Below are 18660 nucleotides of genomic sequence, written 5' to 3' on the forward strand. Positions count from 1 at the left end.
GTCTATAGTTTTCTGAAGAATCCGGACAGGTGCTCATTGGGGGAGACGCATTCGTCATCACGCGCAAGCCGCGTCCCATCAACCTGCAGCTGATCAGTCCTTTCCCGCCCGCCCGAAAATCCGCGCGTAAAATTCGCCGACGATGCCGCGCCGGAAGACGAGCACGCACACCATGAAGATCAGGCCTGTGACGATGGTCACCGGAAAGCCGGAGGTGGCAAGGGTGTTTTCCAAGCCGATGACCAGGCTGGCGCCGATGATCGGCCCTACCATCGTGCCGATGCCGCCGAGAAGCGTCATCAGGATCACCTCGCCCGACATCTGCCAGGTGACGTCGGTGAGCGTGGCGAACTGGAAGACGATGGCCTTGAGCGAGCCTGCCAGCCCGGCCAGTGCCGCCGACATGACGAAGGCGCCGAGCTTGTAGTTGGCGACGGAATAGCCCAGCGAAATGGCGCGATTCTCGTTTTCGCGGATCGAGCGCAGGATCATGCCAAACGGCGAATTGACGATGCGCCAGATGGCGAAGACGCCGATCAGGAAAACCGCCAGCACGAAATAATACATGTTCAGCGAGACGTTCAGGTCGAGGACGCCTAGCAGCATGCCGCGCGGTATGCCCTGAATGCCGTCCTCGCCTTGCGTGAACGGCGCCTGCACGCAGAAGAAGAAGAACATCTGCGACAGCGCCAGCGTGATCATGGCGAAATAGATGCCTTGCCGGCGAATGGCGAAGAAGCCCATGACGAGGCCGAGCAAGGCCGCACCCGCCATGCCGAGCAGAATGCCGGCTTCCGGCGGCCAGCCCCAGACCTTGACGGCATGCGCGGTGAAGTAGGCGGCGCCGCCAAACAAGGTTGCGTGGCCGAATGACAGCAGCCCGGTGTAACCAAGCAGAAGATTGAACGCGCAGGCAAACAGCGCGAAGCACAGCATCTTCATCAGGAAGATCGGATAGATCAGGAAAGGCGCCACCAGCAGCGCCAGGATGCCGAGCCCGACCAGCGTCCATTCAAGCCGTGCCGAGGTTTTGGCCGATGTCTCGCGAAGCGTCAGTTCCGACATGTCAGGCGTCCCTTCCGAACAGGCCGGCCGGCCGGACCAGAAGCACAATCGCCATGATGACGAAGACCACGAGGTTGGAGGCCTCGGGGTAGAAGACCTTGGTCAGGCCTTCGGCAAGGCCAAGCATGTAGCCGGTGACGATGGCGCCAAGGATCGATCCCATGCCGCCGACCACGACGACGGCGAAGACGACGATGATGAGATCCGACCCCATAAGCGGGCTCACCTGATAGATCGGCGCTGCCAGAATCCCGGCAAGCCCGGCCAGCGCGGAGCCGAGGCCGTAGGTCAGGGTCAGCAGCAACGGCACGTTGACGCCGAAAGCCTGGACGAGGCGGGGATTCTCGGTTGCCGCGCGCAGGTAGGAACCGAGCCTGGTCTTCTCGATCAGCGCCCAGGTTCCGAAGCAGACGATCAGCGAGGCGACGACGACCCAGCCGCGATAGTTGGGCAGGAACATGAAGCCGAGATTGGTGCCTCCCGAAAGCAGCGGCGGCACCGCGTAGGGGTTTCCCGAGACGCCGTAATAGTAGCGGAAGATGCCTTCGAGCACGAGCGCGAGGCCGAAGGTGAAGAGCAGGCCGTAGAGCGGATCGAGATCGTACAGCCGCGACAGCGCCAGGCGCTCGACCACGATGCCGAAGACACCGACGATCAGCGGCGCAAGGATCAAGGCGGGCCAGTAGCCGATGCCGAGATAGGTAAGCAGCAGATAGCCGACGAAGGCGCCGAGCATATATTGGGCGCCATGGGCGAAATTGATGACCCGCAGCAGGCCGAATATGACCGCCAGGCCCAGGCTCAGCATGGCGTAGAACGAGCCGTTGATCAGGCCGACCAGCAACTGGCCGAGGAAGGCCTGAACGGGGATTCCGAAGATCATGGTCATGGCGCCATCATACACCCAGGACTTCGTGGAGCTGCGTCATGCGGTCCGGCAACTCGCCGACCGGAAACCCCGCCACCACCTTGCCGTGCTCCATCAGATAGAAACGATCGGCGACACGGCTGGCGAAGCGGAAGTTCTGCTCCACCAACAGGATCGTCATGCCGCGCTTTTTCAACGTCGCCAGCAACGCGCCGATGCGCTGCACGATGACGGGAGCGAGCCCCTCCGTCGGTTCGTCGAGGAGCAGCATCTTCACGCCGGTCCGCAGCATGCGTGCGATCGCCAGCATCTGCTGTTCGCCGCCCGACAGCCTCGTGCCGGGACTGTTGCGCCGCTCCTTCAGATTGGGGAACAGATCGAATATCTCCTCGGCGCTCATGCCGCCTTCGGCGACGACCGGCGGCAGAACCAGGTTCTCGTCGACGGTCAGCGTCGCGAAGATGCCGCGCTCCTCCGGTACGAAGCCGATGCCTTGATGCGCGGTCCGGTGCAGCGGCAGCCGCATCAGATCCGCGCCGTCGAAAGCGATCCGGCCGGTTCGCTTGCGGATCAGCCCCATGATGGCGCGCAGCGTTGTCGTCTTGCCGACGCCGTTGCGGCCGAGCAGCGTGACCGTCTCGCCGGCAAACACCTCCAGATCGACGCCGTGCAACGCATGGCCCTCGCCATACCAGGCGTTGAGGCCGCTGACTGCAAGCAGAGGTGCGGCACTAGTCATCGGCGGTGCCCATATAGGCGATCTTGACGCGCTCGTCGCGGCTGACGGTGGCGTAGTCGCCGGCGGCGAGCACCTCGCCGCGCTGCATGACCGTTATCCAGTCGCAAAGGTCGGCCACGACAGTCAGATTGTGCTCGACCATCAGCACGGCGCGATCCCTGGCCACCGAACGGATCAGGTCGGAAACCGTGGCCACGTCCTCATGCCCCATGCCGGCCATCGGCTCGTCCAGCAGCAGCACTTTCGGGTCGAGCGCCAGGGTCGTGGCGATCTCGAGCACGCGTTTCCTGCCGTAGGAAAGGTCGCCGGCGAGCCTGTTCCTGGCGTCGTCGAGACCGACCGAGCGCAGCAATTCCTCGGCGCGGGGCGTCAGCCGGTCGAGCGCCGCCAGCGAGCGCCAGAACTGAACGCTGAGCCCGCCCGGCCGCTGCAGCGCGACGCGGACATTGTCGAGCACGCTGAGGTGCGGAAAAATCGCCGATATCTGGAACGAGCGCACCAGGCCCATCCGCGCGACCCTGGCCGGCGAGGTGCGGGTGATGTCGTGGCCGAGCAGCTCGATCCTGCCGCTGGTCGGCGCCAGGAACTTGGTGAGCAGGTTGAAGACGGTCGTCTTGCCGGCGCCGTTGGGTCCGATCAGGGCATGGATGTTGCCATGGCGGACATCGAGATCGACGTTTTTGACGGCGATGAAGCCGGCAAAGTCGCGCCGCAACCCGCGGGCGGAAAGCACCACAGGCGGCTCGTTCGCGCTCAGGTCAGTCGGCGCCATCGGCCGCGCCGATCACTGGCCGGCCGTCGGACAGCCGCTTTCCTTTTCGCTAAGGAAGGCCTCGTTGCCAGGAATGGTGGCGAGATATTTGTAGTAGTCCCACTCCTGGGTGCTCTCGGCTGGCGACTTGACCTGATAGAGGTACATGTCATGGACCATGTTGCCGTCCGCCTGCACTTTGCCGTTGGTTATCGCGGCGTCGTCCACGGGCATCGAATGCAGTTGCTTGGCGACCGCTTCGGTCTCGTCCGTGCCGGCCTTGTCGATCGCTTTCAGGTACTGCGTCACCGCCGAATAGGTCGAGGCCTGGATCATGTTCGGCATGCGGTTGGTGCGCTTGAAAAAGCGCTGCCCGAATTCGCGGCTCTTGTCGTCGCGATCCCAATAATAGCCTTCGGTCAGCACAACGCCCTGCGCCGCTTGAAGGCCAAGCCCATGCACCTCGGCCAGCGTGAACAGGAGTGCGGCAAGACGCTGACCGCCCTGCACGATGCCGAATTCGGCCGCCTGCTTGATCGAGTTGGAGGTATCGAGGCCGGCATTGGCCAGGCCGATGACCTTGGCGCCCGACGATTGCGCCTGCAGCAGGAAGGACGAATAATCGGTCGATCCCAGGGGGTAACGCACCTCGCCCAGCACCTTGCCGCCATGGCTCTCGACGAACTTGGTGGTCTGATCCTTCAGCGAATAGCCGAATGCATAGTCGACGGTGACGAAGAACCAGCTGTCGCCGCCCTGCTGCACGAGAGAGCCGCCGGTCCCCACCGCTTGCGAATGTGTGTCATAGGCCCAGTGGAAGCCATAGGGCGAGCATTGTTTGCCGGTCAGCTCGGTGGTCGCCGCGCCGGTAACGATATCGATCTTCTTCTTTTCCTTGGAAATCCCCTGGACGGCGAGCGCCACCGAAGAGGTCGTCAGTTCCATGATGGCATCGACCTGCTCGGTGTCGTACCACTGCCGGGCGATGTTGGAGGCGATATCCGGTTTGTTCTGGTGGTCGGCGCTGATGATTTCTATCGGCGCTCCCTGCACCTTGCCGCCGAAATCCTCGACCGCCATCTTGGCCGCCTCGACCGACCACTTGCCGCCGAAATCGGCATAGACGCCCGACTGGTCGTTGAGGATGCCGATCTTGACCTTGCCGTCGGAAATGTCGGCGGCCGAGGCGGGGATCGCGGATGCGGCGAGAAGCGCTGCGGAAACGAAAAGGCTTACCTTCATGGTTGACTTCCTCCCATAGCGATGAATCCGACCGACCCTCCTACGATCGATCATCGCAATGGTATTGAACATGAGGAAGATAGGGACAGAGGGCAAGAGGCCGTCCCGGATTTCGTGTTCGAAGCGATGCGCTTTGGGGACAGAATGCCGGCGTTGAGCCCGAGATAGAAACACAAACACGTGAACCGCGACCCGCGGCGGTACTTGCCTCAGCCCTCGGCGGCGACGAGGTGGCCGTTGCCGACATCCCTCAGCGCCAGTTTCAACGGCGCCTCGCCGATCCTGCGGGTGGCGCTCGGGATCTCCTGGTCGAGGCGGGCGAAGCGGCTTCGCCGCTTAGCCGGATCGGGCACGGGCACGGCTTCGATCAGCCGCCTGGTGTAGGGATGACGCGGGTTGGAAAAGACCTGGTCGCGCGTGCCCATCTCGACGATCTGGCCGAGATACATGACGGCGACGCGGTCGGAGATGTTCTCGACCACAGCCATGTCATGCGAGATGAAGAGATAGGCGACGCCGAATTCGCGCTGCAATTCCTTCAACAGATCGAGCACGCGCGCCTGCACCGAGACGTCGAGCGCCGAGACGCTTTCGTCGGCGATGATCAGCTTCGGCCGCAGCGCAAGGGCACGCGCAATACAGACGCGCTGGCGCTGGCCGCCGGAGAATTCATGCGGATAGAGTTCCATCTGATCGGCCGACAGGCCGACGCGCTCGAACAGCGCGGCCACACGGTCGCTGCGCTCTTGCTTCGAGGCGATGCCATGGATCAGCAGCGGCTCGGCGACGAGTTCGCCGACGCGCATGCGCGGGTCGAGCGAGGCGTAGGGATCCTGAAAAATCATCTGCACGTCGCGGCGCACCGCCTTACGCTCGTCGCGGCCAAGGCCAGACAAATTGCGGCCGCCGATGACGACGCCTCCGCTGTAGGGCACCAGTCCGGCCAGCGCCTTGGCGGTGGTCGACTTGCCGCAACCGGATTCGCCGACCAGCGCCAGCGTCTCGTTGGGCGCGATCGAAAAGCTAACGCCTTCGACGGCGTGGACGCGACGGGTGACCCGGCCGAAGAAGCCGCCATGCTGGTCGAAGCGGACATGCAGGTCGTTGACCTCGGCGATATTGGCCGGCCTTGCCGTCTCGGCATTCCTGGATTTCTGGCGCCCGACACCGCTGCCAATGCGCGGCACGGCGGCCAGCAGCTCGCGCGTATAGTCGGCTTGGGGCCTGGCAAAAATGTCAGCGGTTTTTCCCTCTTCGACCATGCGGCCATGCCGCATGATGATGACGCGGTCGGCCATTTCGGCGACGACGCCCATGTCGTGGGTGATCAGGATGACACTGGTGCCGTGCTGGCGCTGCAGGTCGCGCAGCAGCTCCAGCACCTCGCCTTGCACGGTGACGTCAAGTGCCGTCGTCGGCTCGTCGGCGATCAGCACGTCCGGCTCGAGCGCCAGCGCCATGGCGATCATCACCCGCTGGCGCATGCCGCCGGACAGTTCGTGCGGAAACTGCTTTAGCCGGCTTTCGGCTTCCGAAATGCGCACCGCTTTCAGAGCCTCGATGGCGCGCCGGCGGACTTCGCCCTGCGACAGGCTGGTGTGTGCCTCGATGGATTCGGTGAGCTGCCGGCCGATCGACAGCACGGGGTTGAGCGAGGTCATCGGCTCCTGGAAGATCATGGCGATGCGGTCGCCGCGGATGCGCCGCATCCGGCGCTCGTCCAGAGTTGTCATATCTGTATCGCCGAGATGGATTTTCCCAGACGATATGCGGGCTGCGGGCTGCGGCAGCAATTGCATGATGGCCAGTGCGGTCATCGATTTGCCGGAGCCGGATTCACCGGCAATGCAGAGCGTCTCGCCACGCGCCAAAGTCAGCGACAGGTCGGAGACGACCTCGCGCTCGCCATCTTCGCCGCGCACGCTGACGCAGAGGTTGGCGATGTGGAGGATGGGTTTGCTGGCGGCGATCATTGCGCGTGTGACCCGGAGGGGGATTTACTCCGGCACACCCCCCTCTGTCCTGCCGGACATCTCCCCCGCAAGGGGGGAGATTGGCGGCTTTGCCGCGGCGTCCATTCGTCACCGTTGAAAAGTGGCGAAGCCCGTCGTGACATCCGATCTCCCCCCTTGCGGGGGAGATGTCCGGCAGGACAGAGGGGGGTGCAGCGCCGGCCCAACCTCATTCAAACACGCAGCGCGGGAAGTAGAACGACACCACCCAGTTCGGCATGTCGACGATCTCGCTGATGCGGAGATCGCCGCAGACCGAGGCCAGCATGTAGGCCTCGACGGGGTCTATTCTGTAGCGGGTGGAAAGCAGGTCGACCATCTGGGCAACCGCCTCCTTTGCACCCGTCATCAGGTCCGGCCCAACTCCCGTCGTCACCTCATAGCCCTTGGCGTCGAGATGGCGCGTCACCGGGCCTGGCGTGGTGAAGCGCGGCGTCTTCAGCCTGGCATCCTTGACCAGGTCGAGCTTGAGCACGACGTCCATCGGGCTCTCTATTGCCGTGCCGCAGACCTCGCCGTCGCCTTGCGCGGCATGGGTGTCGCCGACCGAAAACAGCGCGCCCGCCACTTCCACCGGCAGGTACAGCGTGGTGCCGGCGGCGAGATCGCGGATGTCGAGATTGCCGCCGACGCGTCTTGGCGGGACCACCGAGTGGTGACCCTTTTCCGCCAGGGCGTTGCCGATGGTGCCGGCGAAGGGTTTCAGCGGCACCCTCGCATTTTTGCCGAACAGCGCCGGCTCGAGCGAGGCAGCGTCGTACTTCCAGATGTTCAGCGCCGGCTCCTTGAAGTCGTCGGCGAGCAGCCCGAAGCCCGGAATGTTGGCCGTCCAGCCGAAGCCGGACGGTTTGAACATCTCGATCGTCACCTTCAGTGCGTCACCCGGCTCGGCGCCCTCGACGAAGATCGGCCCGGTCACCGGATTGACGGTGGCGAAGTCGAGCTTGGCGACGTCGGCGACCGTGCTGTCGGCCTTCAACTGGCCACCAGAGGAATCCAGGCACTGGAACTCGATGGTCGAGCCGGGCGCCACCCGCTCGGCCGGGGCAAACGAATTGTCCCAGCCGAAATGATGTTGGCGCCCGTGGATGGTGTAGTCGCAGTTATTGCACATCTTTTACGTACACATTGTCGTAGTTGATCGGGATATGGACCGGGTCGACATAGAGGTTGTCGGCGCCGCCCATGCGCGCCGATTTCATGGTGAAGCGCTGCTCGTTGAAGACCGGCGCCCAAGGCGCGTCCTCCATCACCTTGTCGTAGATGGCGCTCCACATCTTGTCGCGTTCGCCAGCCTTGGCGGGATCGACCACCGAGTCGGCCTCGGCCGCCTTGGCGTCGAGATCCTTGTTGCAATACCACGACCAGTTCCAGCCGCCCGGCACCGCACCGGCGCAGCCGAGGATCGGGCCGTAGAAGTTCGACGGATCGGGGAAATCGGCGATCCAGGCCATGCCGCCGGACCAGATCATCGGTGCGCCGGCCTTGTCGCCGCCGGCGGCAATGACGTTTGCCTGGGCGAGCGACTGGATGCTGGCCTTGATGCCGATGGCCGCCAGGTCCTGCTGGATCGCCTGGGCGATGCGCGGGTTGGGATCGGTGTTCATGGCGAACAATTGCGTCTCGAAACCATCGGGATGGCCGGCCTCGGCAAGCAGGGCCTTGGCCTTGGCGACGTCATAGGGATAGCCCTTGTATTCCTTGTCGTAGCCCGGCATCGACGGCGGCAGCGGCTGATTGGCCGGCACGGCGCGGCCGTTGATGATCTGGATCACGCGCGCCTTGTTGATCGCCATGTTGACCGCCTGGCGCACCTTCACATTATCGAACGGCGCCATGGTGGTGTTCATGGTGACATAGCCGGTGTGCAGCTGGCCGCCTTCGACGACGCGCGCCTTCTGCTCGGGATCAGCCATCACCTCCTGGAATTTTGCCGGCGGAATGCCGTCGCCGGGCACGTCGATCTCGCCCTTCTGCAGGCGCAGCAGCGCAACGATCGGCTCCTGGCCGATCTCGAAGGTGATCTTGTCCAGATGCGGCAGGCCCTTGTGCCAATAGTCCGCATTGCGCTCGAAGACGATGCGCTGGCCGAGTGTCCACTCGGCGAGCTTGAAGGCGCCGGTGCCGACCGGATGCTTGCCGAAATCGGCGCCGTATTTCTCGACCTCTTCCTTCGGCACGACATGCGAGAAGTTGATGGCCATGACATGCAGGAAGGTTGCGTCGGGGCGGGTCAGTTCGAACTTGACCGTGTAGGGGTCGACGACGGTGACGCCGGAGAGGCTCTCGGCCTTGCCGGCGGCGACATCGTCATAGCCCTTGATCGAGCCGAAAAAGCCGGCGCCGGGGCTCTGGGTCTTTGGATTGGTGACGCGGTCGAGCGAATATTTCACGTCGTCGGCGGTCATTTCGCGGCCATTGTGAAATTTCACGCCATGGCGCAGCTTGAAGGTGAAGGTCTTGCCGTCGGGCGAGATCTCGTAGCTTTCGGCGAGGTCGGGTTTCAAATTGGTGGTGCCCGGCTCGTAGTCCATCAGCCCGTCGAACAGGCTCTTGATCATCGACCAGTTCTGCCAGTCATAACCGATCGCCGGATCGAGCGTGGCGACATCGTCCTTGTAGGTGATGGTGATGGCGCCGCCCTGCTTGGCGTTCGGGTCGACGGCGTCTTCGGCGCGAACACTTGTCATGCCGAGCATCAGCGCCAGCGCCGATACCGCTACCGTGGATGCGAGAAACTTTTTCATTTTTATGTTCCCTTTCTCTATCTGGTTTTCATTTTCATCTGAGCTTGATGCGGGGGTCGATGAAGGGCGCGATGACGTCGGCCAGCAGATTACCGAGCACGATGGCGAAGGCCGAGATCAGGGTGACGCCCATGATGATCGGGATGTCCACGCGCTGGATGGCCTGCCACGCCAGCTGGCCAATGCCAGGCCAGCCGAACACGCTTTCGACGACGACAATGCCACCCATGAAGATGCCGATGTCGATGCCGATCATGGCGATGACCGGCAGGATGGCGTTGGGCAGTGCATGGCGGAACAGGATGGCTCGCCGCGCCAAGCCCTTGGCGCGGGCGGTGCGGACATAATCCTGGCGCAGAACATCGATCATCGACGAGCGCATCATGCGGGCGTACCAGCCGGCGCCGAGTATGCCCATGGTCAGCGACGGCAGCACGAGATGACGCCAGGTGCCATAGCCGCCGATCGGGAACCAGCTGAGCCGCACGGCAAAGACGTAGAGCAGCAGCAGGCCGACGACGAATTGCGGCGCCGAAACGCCGACGAAGGAGGCGACCATCAGCGTCTGGTCGGTGGCGGTACCGCGCTTGACGGCAGCGATCAGGCCCATGCTCAGGCCGAGCAGCAGCTCGCACAGGATGGCGCCGACCATCAGCAACAAGCTGGCCGGCAGCCGTGAGACGATCAGCTCGGTGACTTCGGAGCGCTGGATGTAGGAGCGGCCGAGATCGCCGCTGATGAGCTTCGTGAGATAGCGCCAGTACTGGACGATGAAGGGCTGGTCGAGGCCGAGCTGCTGGCGGATGTTCTCGACCGTCTGCGGCGTGGCGCTGCGACCGGCGATCTGGCGCACCGGATCGGCGGGCAGGAGATAGAGCAGCGCGAAAGTGATCAGCGAGACGCCGAGCAGGATCAGCAGCGACTGGATCAGGCGGCGGCCGAGATAGGCGATCATGCCCGGCCCCTCTGCGTCGGATCGAGGATGTCGCGCAGTGCGTCGCCGATCAGGTTGAAGGCCAGCGCCAGCGCCAGGATCGCGGCACCGGGGAAGAACACCAGCCAGGGTGCGGCCTGGAAATAGGTCTGGTTCTCGAAGATGATGTTGCCCCACGACGCCGTCGGCGGCTGCACGCCGATGCCGAGGAAGGAGAGTGTCGCCTCGAGCAGCACCGTGGTCGAGATGCCGAGCGTGCCCCAGACGATGATGGTCGGCAGCAGATGCGGCAGGATATGGCGAAACAGGATGCGCGGTGCACTCGCCCCAATGGTGCGTTCGGCGTCGATGAATTCGCGCTCGGCCAGCGAAGAGGTTTCGGTGTAGATGACGCGGGCGGTCTGCACCCAGTTGACCAGCGCGATGACCATGGCGACGATCCACAGGCTGGGCTCGAACACCGCCGCCAGGCAAATGGCGAGCAGCAGTGCCGGAAACGCCATCATCAAATCGGTGAAGCGCATCAGCGCGCTGCCGATCCAGCCACGGAAATAGCCGGCGACAACACCGACCAGCGTGCCGATGAACAGCGCCACGCCATTGGCGACGATGCCGATGATCAGCGAGGTGCGGGCGCCGTAGAGGATGCGGGTCAACAGGTCACGGCCGAGCAGGTCGGTGCCCAGCCAGAATTTTGCATCCGGCGGCAAGGGCGAGCCCTCGATGGTCAGGCCGTCGAACATCTGCTCGTTGGGATCATAGCCAGTCAGCCATGGCGCCAGCACGGCGCCGGCAACGACAATGGCGACGATCATCAGCCCAAGCAGTGCGAGACGGCGCCTGACCAGCCGGCGCCAGACGCCGGCGCGTGGTTTGACCGGCATGCGCCCTGGCGCGGTGAGATCAGGCGCGATGGGACTGGTCATCGCCGCCTTCTTCCCCTGTTGCTTCTTCACTTGTCATTGCCACGATCCGCCGCGCGGCATCCTCGACGCTGATCTGCCAGCTCATAGCCAGCGAGCGAAGCTGCGCATAGGCGCGGCCGTCATCGGTGCCTTTCGCCAGTGCGGTGACCGCGCGCACGATGGTCTGGCGCTCGGCGACGCGCTGGCGAAGCGAGGCAATCTCACTGGCCAGGTGTTTTCGCGCCTCGAAACTCTGGCGCGCGATCAGCAGCGCGCTGTAGACGCCGGCATTGCCGACCGGCTTCAGGAGCTGGGCATCGGCCTTGTGCGACAGCGCCCATTCGATGCGGCCCGGCGCCTCGGAGCCGATCAGCGCCACCAGCGGCATCGGCGCCTCGCCCGGCTTCCAGGGGAACTGCTCGTCGAAACCGAGATCGGCGTCGAAGAACACGAAATCGGCCGCCAGCGCCTCGGGCGGCAGTTCCGGCCAGCAGTCCAGCGTGATCAGGCCGATGGCCGACAATTGCCTGGTGATCGCCTGCACCGTCGGATGCGGGCGATGCAGGATAAACGCCTTGGCGCCGCCGAGATTGGGGATGCGTGGGGCTCTCGTCACGACACCACCCTCAGGCGTGGGCGGCCGAATGTTTTTGCCGGGTCGTAGCGCGACAGATAGGGATCCGGCGCGACTTCGTCTTCGCGGCTGACGACCTCGAAGAAGCCGTCCGCGATCCGCCCGATGATCACCGGCAATGTGGCGTGCTGCGAGTGCGCGTCGATGGCGATCGGCCCGAGCCGGGTGGAGAAGCGGCGTTCTGCGAAGGCTCTGGAAAATTCCGCCGGACCGGCTTCGGGATTGCTGGAGAGCACGTCGGCCATCACCTGCACGGAGGCATAGGCGGAGGCCTCGAAAGACGAGGCGAAGGCGGCCGGCCGCGGCGCGAAGTACGGCCCGACCGATAGATGTCCCTTGCCGGATTCACCGATCGCCGGCAGCTCACCTTCGGTGAGGTTGCAGGAGATGACGGGACAAGTCTCGGGACTGAAGGCGGCATCCTCGTGACCTAGGTCGCGATAGGCCGCGAGGAAGGCGTAGGACGAGGTGCCGATCAGGTTGTTGAGGATGAAGTTCGGCCGCGTGGCGCGGATTTCCGCGATCAGACGCGACACGTCGGTCTCGCCGATGCGCAGATAGCGTTCGCCCAGAACCTTGCCGCCGGCATCGGCGATCAGGTCGCGGGCGACGCGGTTCATCTCCCAGCCCCAGATATAGTTCGAGCCAAGCAGGAAACCGTTGGCGCCGAAACGCGGCACGACATGCGCCATCAACGGCACCAGATGCTGGTTGGGGCAGGCGTGCATGTAGACGACGTGCTCGTTGGCCTCGAAGCCCTCATAGGGGCAGGCGTACCACAGCATGCCGCCCGCCTTCTCGAGCACCGGAATGGTTTCCTTGCGGCTCCACGAGGTGACGCACCCGACGACATGGCGCGCGCTGCTGGTCCTGAAAATATCCTCGCACAGCGTTGCGTAGCGGTCGGCATTGCTTTGCGGATCGCGCTCGACCGGCACCAGTTCGATACCTGAGCTGCGATCGGCGTTGATGTCGGCGATGGCGCGCATGGCGCCGATGCGGCACGCATCGGAGACGAGCTGATAGCTTCCCGAGCGGGAATATAGGATGCCGATCTCGATACGCCGTTTCAAACAGATCCCCAAAATGACAATGCCTCGCAGCCAGCGCCGGGAGGGCGAGGCATACGAGGCATTCTTGCCGCCCGGCGATCAGAGCCGGTATTTTGCGCTAGCGTATTCTGTCCGGCGGGTCAGTCAAGCCCTCAACGATATTTGCGTGACCGTCATCGCCGTTTCGCTGCCACTGGCCTCTGACCGTGTTGACGCGCATAGGTCACGCAGGCGTCCACCGTGCTGACACAAAGCGCGTCGCGCCTGTTCGGCATATTGTTGTCGCCGGCGTAGGCAACTTCGGCGACGCGACCGTCGACCATGCGAATTTGCGTATCGCAATAACCGCCGGGAGCGACATTGACGGAGCCACCGACCGCCGGGATCGCGCCCAATGCCATGGTTGGGACGACGATGCTGAGATTGCCGCGCTGAACGACGCGCTTATAGGACCAGATCTGGCCCGATCGGCCGGCGTCCGCGGTGGCGGTCGGAAACCCCGCGCACATGCGGACGTCGGCTTCGCTGAGGCCGACCATCTCCTTGCGAGCCGCCGCCGCGGTGGGGTCAACCTTGGCCACGCGCGACGTATCGTCGGGAACGACGCAGGAAGACTGGATGCCAACGAAGAGAATAGGAAGGGCAAGCTTTTGAATGCAGGAAAATATCATGCCGACCGTCAGATTGGTCCGATGTCAGATTTGCGTGGCACCCGCCGCTCCTTTCTACCTAGGCAGGCAGGCGAAGGGATCAACCCGTTCAGCTTCACGAAAAAGTGGCTGTGGCTGCAACATCGAGGATTGCGCGTCACGGGGTCTGCATTTCACGCAGGATCAATGGCCCTGCAAGTGCTTCCGGCGCCAGGCGGCGGGCGCTTCGCCGACTCGCGCGCGAAAGAACCGTGAAAAATACGCCGGGTCGTCGAAGCCGATCTCGTAGGCGATGTCCTCCACCGTGCGTACGGTGAACAGCAGCAGGCGCTTGGCCTCCAGCAGCCGCCTTTCGCTGACGACCCGCTTGACGCCGGCGCCCAGAACCGCATGGGCAGCCTTGTCGAGAAGATGCGGCGTGGTGGCCAGCGCCTCGACGTAGCGATCGACCGGCCAGTTGTCGCGGAAATGCGTGTCGGCGAGCCGACGCAGGCCCCGCGCCAGCGAAGCATCGGAAGAGGCGGCGGAGGCGGTCACGCCGGGGCTGAGGCGCGCAATGTGGGAGAGTGCGACGGCGATCAGCGCCGGCAGGACCCTGTCATTGCCGGCTTGCGCCTCGGCATATTCGGCGGCGATCATCTCCAGCACCGCCGCCAGTCTCGCCCACGCTGCGTGTCGTGGCAGACCGTCGGCAAAGACCGGCCTGTCCAGCGGCAGCAGGCTGTGAGCGGCGATGGCCGCGAGCGCGCCGTCGGCGACCGAGACGACGATGGCATCGGTGCCGGGTCCGATCGAGAAGCCATGCACGACAGCGCTCGGCACGAAGCTGACGGCAGGCGCCGAAAAGTCCCAGGATCGGTCTTCGATACGGTAGGTGCCGGAGCCGCTGGTCCAGTAGGTGATCTGGCCCATCTGCGGATGCTTGTGCGCCGCAACCTGACCAAGATGGATATTGCTGCGCGCAAGCACCGTCTCGACATGCAGGAACCCGACATCGAGCGGCCGCACAGGCTCGCCATAGACGAAGAAGTCGGGGATGGAATTCTGGCTCATGGCGCCTGAAAAAGTCCAATCGGTTTTGCCGTTCCGTCCATAACCGATGCATGCCCAAGGCGCTAGTGTTGCGACTCAAGAGGAGGACCATCATGCGATCAGAAGACTTCCGCGCCGACAAGGCACGGCCGTTCACCGGGGCCGAGTATCTGGAGAGCCTGCGCGACGGCCGCGAGGTCTATATCAATGGCGAACGCATTGCCGATGTCACCACGCACCCGTCGATGCGCAATTCGGCGCGGTCGCTGGCGCGCCTCTACGATGCGCTGCATGATCCCCTGCGACGGGACACGCTGACTTCGCCGACCGACACCGGCTCGGGCGGCTACACCCACAAATATTTCCGCGTCGCCAAATCCTCTGGCGAACTCGCCGCCCAGCAGACGGCGATCGCCGAGTGGTCACGCATGTCCTATGGCTGGATGGGGCGCACGCCCGACTACAAGGCGGCGCTGATGAATACGCTCGGCGCCAATGCAGACTGGTACGGGCCGTTCAGGGACAATGCCCTGTCCTGGCACAGGCGTGCCCAGGAAGCCGTGCTGTTCATGAACCATGCCATCGTCAACCCGCCGATTGACCGCCACAAGCCGGCCGAACAGGTGAAGGACGTCTTCGTCCACATCACCAAGGAGACGGATGCCGGCATCTACGTCTCCGGCGCCAAGGTGGTGGCGACGTCCTCGGCGCTGACGCACTATAACTTCCTGGCGCAGGGATCGGCGACGGTCACCGAGGATCCGTCGCTGTCGGTGATGTTCATCGTGCCGATGAATGCGCCGGGCATAAAGATGTTCTGCCGCGTCTCCTACGAGCAGACGGCCAACACGGTGGCGGCGCCGTTCGACTATCCGCTGTCGTCACGCTTCGACGAGAACGACGCGATCCTGGTGCTCGACAATGTCTTCATCCCCTGGGAGGACGTGCTGGTGCTGCGCGATGCGCAGAAGATCCTGTCCTTCCACCCGGCGTCCGGCTTCATGCATGGCTACTGCTTCCAGGGCTGCACGCGTTTCGCCGTCAAGCTCGATTTCCTCGCCGGCCTGCTGGCCAAGGCGCTGCGCGCCACGGGCGGCGATGCTTTCCGCGGCAACCAGGCGGCACTGGGCGAGGTCATTGCACTGCGGCACATGTTCTGGAGCTTTTCCAACGCCATGGCCTACAACCCGATCCCGTGGGCGAATGGTGCGGTGCTGCCCAATCTGGAAGCCGCGCTCGCCTACCGCACCTTCATGTCGGAAGCCTATCCGCGCGTCATCGACACCGTGCGCCGGGTGATCGCGTCCGGGCTGATCTACCTGCCGTCGTCGGTGCGCGACTTCAACAACCCCGAGATCGACAAGTATCTGGCGCAATATGTGCGCGGCTCCAACGACATGGGCCACATCGAGCGCATCAAGATCATGAAGCTTTTGTGGGACGCGACCGGCACCGAGTTCGGCGGCCGTCACGCGCTCTACGAGCTCAACTATGCCGGCGCGCCGGAAGAGGTGCGGCTGCAGGTGCTGAAAGGAGCTGAACGCGGCGGGCGGCTGAAGGCGATGGAAGAGCTCGTCGACACCTGCATGGCCGACTATGACGAGAATGGCTGGACGGGCGATACCTGGTTCAATCCGCTTGTCTCAACGGCCGAGTGAAACCAGATGGCCACGCAGATTTCGAAAACCGATTTCCGCGACGCCATGGCGAGGGTCTGCGCGCCGGTCAACATCGTCACCACCGATGGCCCGGCAGGGCGCGGCGGCTTCACCGCCACCGCCATGTGCAGCGTCTCCGACGAGCCGCCGACGCTGCTGGTGTGCATGAACGGGCGCTCGACGCAGGCCGCCATGTTCCTGTCCAACCAGCGCTTCTGCGTCAACGTGCTGACGCATGACCACATGCATCTGGCGGGAAAGTTCGCCGGCGCGACCAGGGACATGGAAGCGCGCTACTCCGCCGCACGCTGGCAGACGCTGACCTCCGGTACGCCGGCGCTGTCGGATGCGATCGTCAATTTCGATTGCGAGATCGAGACTGTGCATATCGTCGGCACGCACAATGTCATGATCGGCCGCGTCATCGATGTCCGGCACGGCAGCGGCGGCTCGGCCCTGCTCTATGTCGACCGCAGCTATACGCAGCCGACGCGGCTGGGCAGCTTTGGCGGGTGAAGCCGGGCGTCAGACGGTTTGGTGGCGGGAAGGCCTCCGCCTATCCCGTCCCCGGCCGTGCCATCAGCCAGTCTTTCACCCCCGCCGATCCAGCCTCGCCACCAGCCGGTCCCCCGCCCACTGGATGCCGCAGACCAGGATGATCAGCACGATGACCACGGCGATCATGATGGACGTCTCAAATCGTTGATAGCCGTAGCGGATGGCGAGGTCGCCGAGGCCGCCGGCACCGATGGCGCCGGCCATGGCCGAGGCACCGATCAGCGTCACCAGCGTCACCGTGAAGCCGGCGACAATGCCGGGCAGGGCTTCCGGCACCAGCACCTCGCGGATGATCGTCCAGCGGTTGCCGCCCATGGCGCGCGCCGCCTCGATCAGCCCGCGATCGACTTCGCGCAGCGACACTTCGGCGATGCGCGCATAGTAGGGCGTGGCGGCGATCGACAGCGGCACGATGGCCGCCCATGTGCCGATCGAGGTGCCGACGATCAGCCGCGTCACCGGGATGAGCGCGACCAGAAGAATGATGAAGGGCACCGAACGGAAGCCGTTGATGACGGCGCCAAGCGACCGGTTCACCCACAGGCTTTCGGCAATCCCGCCGCGTTCGGTGGCGATCAAGGCCAGGCCGAGCGGCAGGCCGAAGACCAGCGAGATGAGGCCGGAGGCGGCCGTCATCAGCACCGTCTCCCAGATCGAACGCAGCAGAAGTTCAAACAGGATCGGCGACATGGCCAAGCACCTCCACCCGCGCCTGGCGGGCCTTCAGGAATGTGATGATGTCAGCGAGATGATTTGCATCGCTGCCGGGAACCGAAAGGAACAGCGTGCCGACCGGCTGCTGCTGGATATGGTCGATGCCGCCATGGACGAGGCGGAAGGTGCCTGGAACAGCCGTGGCAAGGTCGGACAGCAATGGCCCGCTTGCCGCTTCGCCGGCCACATCCACGCGCAGGATCGTCTCCGCGCCGGCCCCCGGCAGCAGCCGGGCCGCCAGTTCGGCTGGCAGCTGCGGCCGGATGGCGCCGAGCAGGCTTCTGGTGATGTCCGAGCGCGGGTCGGCGAACACCGACCAGACCGGGCCTTCCTCGACGATGCGCCCGGCATCGATCACCGCCACGCGGTCGGCGATCGAGCGGATCACCTCCATCTCATGGGTGATCAGCAGGATGGTCAGGCCGAGCTGCCGGTTGATATCCCTGAGCAGCGCAAGGATCGAGCGCGTCGTCTCCGGATCGAGCGCCGAAGTGGCTTCATCCGACAAAAGCAGCGCCGGCCGTGCTGCCAGCGCCCTGGCGATGCCGACGCGCTGCTTCTGGCCACCCGACAGCGACGCCGGATAGGCTTTTGCTTTCTCCGACAGGCCGACGAGATCGAGCAGTTCGGCGGCGCGCTTCAGCCTCTCGGCTTTCGGGCGGCCCTCGATCTTCAGCGGCAGCGCCACATTGTCCTCGACGGTCTTGGCCGACAGCAGGTTGAAATGCTGGAAGATCATGCCGATGCGTCGCCGCAACGGCTGCAGGTCGCGCTCGCCTAGCCGGCTGATCTCGCGGCCCTCGATGAACACTTCGCCGGAGTCAGGCCTTTCCAGCCCGTTCAGGCAGCGGATCAGCGTCGACTTGCCGGCGCCGCTGCGACCGATAATACCGAGGATCTCGCCCTTGCGCACGGTCAGCGAAATGCCGTCGAGCGCCGCCGTCACACCGAAGCGGCGATTCAGGTCGACGAGGCGCACGACATCCTGAGATGCGTCGGGCCGGGCGCGGGTCGGATCGGTGGTGTCCCCGGATGCTGTGATATGCTGGTTCATGAATGTTCCTGTTCTCCGAAAACGCAATCGCGGCCCGCGCCTGAG

Annotated in this window: 18 protein-coding genes; 2 read left to right on the forward strand and 16 right to left on the reverse strand. The window is 64.3% G+C overall.

The genetic code is table 11. The annotated features are described in order from the left end of the window. Nucleotides 1-93: 93 nt before the first annotated feature. The 14 genes from NKI99_RS17220 to NKI99_RS17285 form a co-directional block, all read right to left on the reverse strand. A complete protein-coding gene (locus tag NKI99_RS17220; protein WP_352611504.1) occupies nucleotides 94-1065 on the reverse strand; it encodes a branched-chain amino acid ABC transporter permease in 972 nt (323 codons plus the stop codon). Between the two features lies 1 nt (nucleotide 1066). Next, nucleotides 1067-1954: a branched-chain amino acid ABC transporter permease gene (locus NKI99_RS17225; RefSeq protein WP_127267609.1), complete on the reverse strand. Its 888-nt coding sequence runs from the start codon at nucleotides 1952-1954 to the stop codon at nucleotides 1067-1069. Between the two features lie 7 nt (nucleotides 1955-1961). Further along, a complete protein-coding gene (locus NKI99_RS17230; RefSeq protein ID WP_352611505.1) occupies nucleotides 1962-2672 on the reverse strand; it encodes an ABC transporter ATP-binding protein in 711 nt (236 codons plus the stop codon). Next, nucleotides 2665-3444, reverse strand: coding sequence for an ABC transporter ATP-binding protein (locus tag NKI99_RS17235; protein ID WP_127380924.1), 780 nt, complete (start codon nucleotides 3442-3444; stop codon nucleotides 2665-2667). The genes NKI99_RS17230 and NKI99_RS17235 overlap by 8 nt, the downstream gene beginning before the upstream one ends. Before the next feature lie 12 nt (nucleotides 3445-3456). Beyond that, a complete protein-coding gene (locus NKI99_RS17240; RefSeq protein WP_128304150.1) occupies nucleotides 3457-4665 on the reverse strand; it encodes an ABC transporter substrate-binding protein in 1209 nt (402 codons plus the stop codon). Between the two features lie 209 nt (nucleotides 4666-4874). Further along, complete coding sequence (locus NKI99_RS17245) at nucleotides 4875-6638, reverse strand: ABC transporter ATP-binding protein (RefSeq protein WP_352611506.1); 1764 nt, start codon at nucleotides 6636-6638, stop codon at nucleotides 4875-4877. Nucleotides 6639-6846: 208 nt separating this feature from the next. Continuing rightward, nucleotides 6847-7791, reverse strand: a complete 945-nt coding sequence (locus tag NKI99_RS17250) for an acetamidase/formamidase family protein (protein WP_352611507.1) — start codon at nucleotides 7789-7791, stop codon at nucleotides 6847-6849. After that, nucleotides 7781-9376: an ABC transporter substrate-binding protein gene (locus tag NKI99_RS17255; RefSeq protein ID WP_502895179.1), complete on the reverse strand. Its 1596-nt coding sequence runs from the start codon at nucleotides 9374-9376 to the stop codon at nucleotides 7781-7783. The genes NKI99_RS17250 and NKI99_RS17255 overlap by 11 nt, the downstream gene beginning before the upstream one ends. A gap of 82 nt (nucleotides 9377-9458) precedes the next feature. Then, the gene (locus tag NKI99_RS17260) at nucleotides 9459-10379 is read right to left on the reverse strand and encodes an ABC transporter permease (RefSeq protein WP_023810821.1); all 921 of its coding nucleotides are present in this window, start codon (nucleotides 10377-10379) and stop codon (nucleotides 9459-9461) included. Then, entirely contained in the window at nucleotides 10376-11242 is an 867-nt protein-coding gene (locus NKI99_RS17265; protein ID WP_196815320.1) for an ABC transporter permease, read from the reverse strand. The genes NKI99_RS17260 and NKI99_RS17265 overlap by 4 nt, the downstream gene beginning before the upstream one ends. A gap of 19 nt (nucleotides 11243-11261) precedes the next feature. Continuing rightward, on the reverse strand, nucleotides 11262-11879 hold the full coding sequence (locus NKI99_RS17270; protein ID WP_023810823.1) for an ANTAR domain-containing response regulator: 618 nt from the start codon (nucleotides 11877-11879) through the stop codon (nucleotides 11262-11264). Further along, complete coding sequence (locus NKI99_RS17275; RefSeq protein WP_023810824.1) at nucleotides 11876-12970, reverse strand: transporter substrate-binding protein; 1095 nt, start codon at nucleotides 12968-12970, stop codon at nucleotides 11876-11878. Before NKI99_RS17275 ends, NKI99_RS17270 begins: the two co-directional genes overlap by 4 nt. A 152-nt stretch (nucleotides 12971-13122) precedes the next feature. After that, entirely contained in the window at nucleotides 13123-13530 is a 408-nt protein-coding gene (locus tag NKI99_RS17280) for a hypothetical protein (protein WP_245273201.1), read from the reverse strand. Nucleotides 13531-13782: 252 nt separating this feature from the next. Continuing rightward, the gene (locus NKI99_RS17285) at nucleotides 13783-14652 is read right to left on the reverse strand and encodes a helix-turn-helix domain-containing protein (protein ID WP_023810826.1); all 870 of its coding nucleotides are present in this window, start codon (nucleotides 14650-14652) and stop codon (nucleotides 13783-13785) included. 92 nt (nucleotides 14653-14744) lie between these two features. On the opposite strand from NKI99_RS17285, the gene NKI99_RS17290 reads away from it, so the two are divergent. After that, nucleotides 14745-16289 carry a 4-hydroxyphenylacetate 3-hydroxylase N-terminal domain-containing protein gene (locus NKI99_RS17290; protein WP_023810827.1) on the forward strand — a complete coding sequence of 515 codons (1545 nt, stop codon included), beginning with the start codon at nucleotides 14745-14747 and terminating at the stop codon, nucleotides 16287-16289. A 6-nt stretch (nucleotides 16290-16295) separates the two neighbouring features. After that, nucleotides 16296-16805: a flavin reductase gene (locus NKI99_RS17295; RefSeq protein ID WP_023810828.1), complete on the forward strand. Its 510-nt coding sequence runs from the start codon at nucleotides 16296-16298 to the stop codon at nucleotides 16803-16805. Between the two features lie 75 nt (nucleotides 16806-16880). On the opposite strand, the gene NKI99_RS17300 is transcribed toward NKI99_RS17295, so the two are convergent. Continuing rightward, nucleotides 16881-17537, reverse strand: a complete 657-nt coding sequence (locus NKI99_RS17300; RefSeq protein WP_023810829.1) for a methionine ABC transporter permease — start codon at nucleotides 17535-17537, stop codon at nucleotides 16881-16883. Beyond that, a complete protein-coding gene (locus tag NKI99_RS17305; RefSeq protein ID WP_023810830.1) occupies nucleotides 17518-18615 on the reverse strand; it encodes a methionine ABC transporter ATP-binding protein in 1098 nt (365 codons plus the stop codon). The genes NKI99_RS17300 and NKI99_RS17305 overlap by 20 nt, the downstream gene beginning before the upstream one ends. Between the last annotated feature and the right edge of the window lie 45 nt (nucleotides 18616-18660).

This window comes from Mesorhizobium sp. M0239 (assembly GCF_040321815.1).
In the GTDB taxonomy this organism is placed as follows: domain Bacteria; phylum Pseudomonadota; class Alphaproteobacteria; order Rhizobiales; family Rhizobiaceae; genus Mesorhizobium.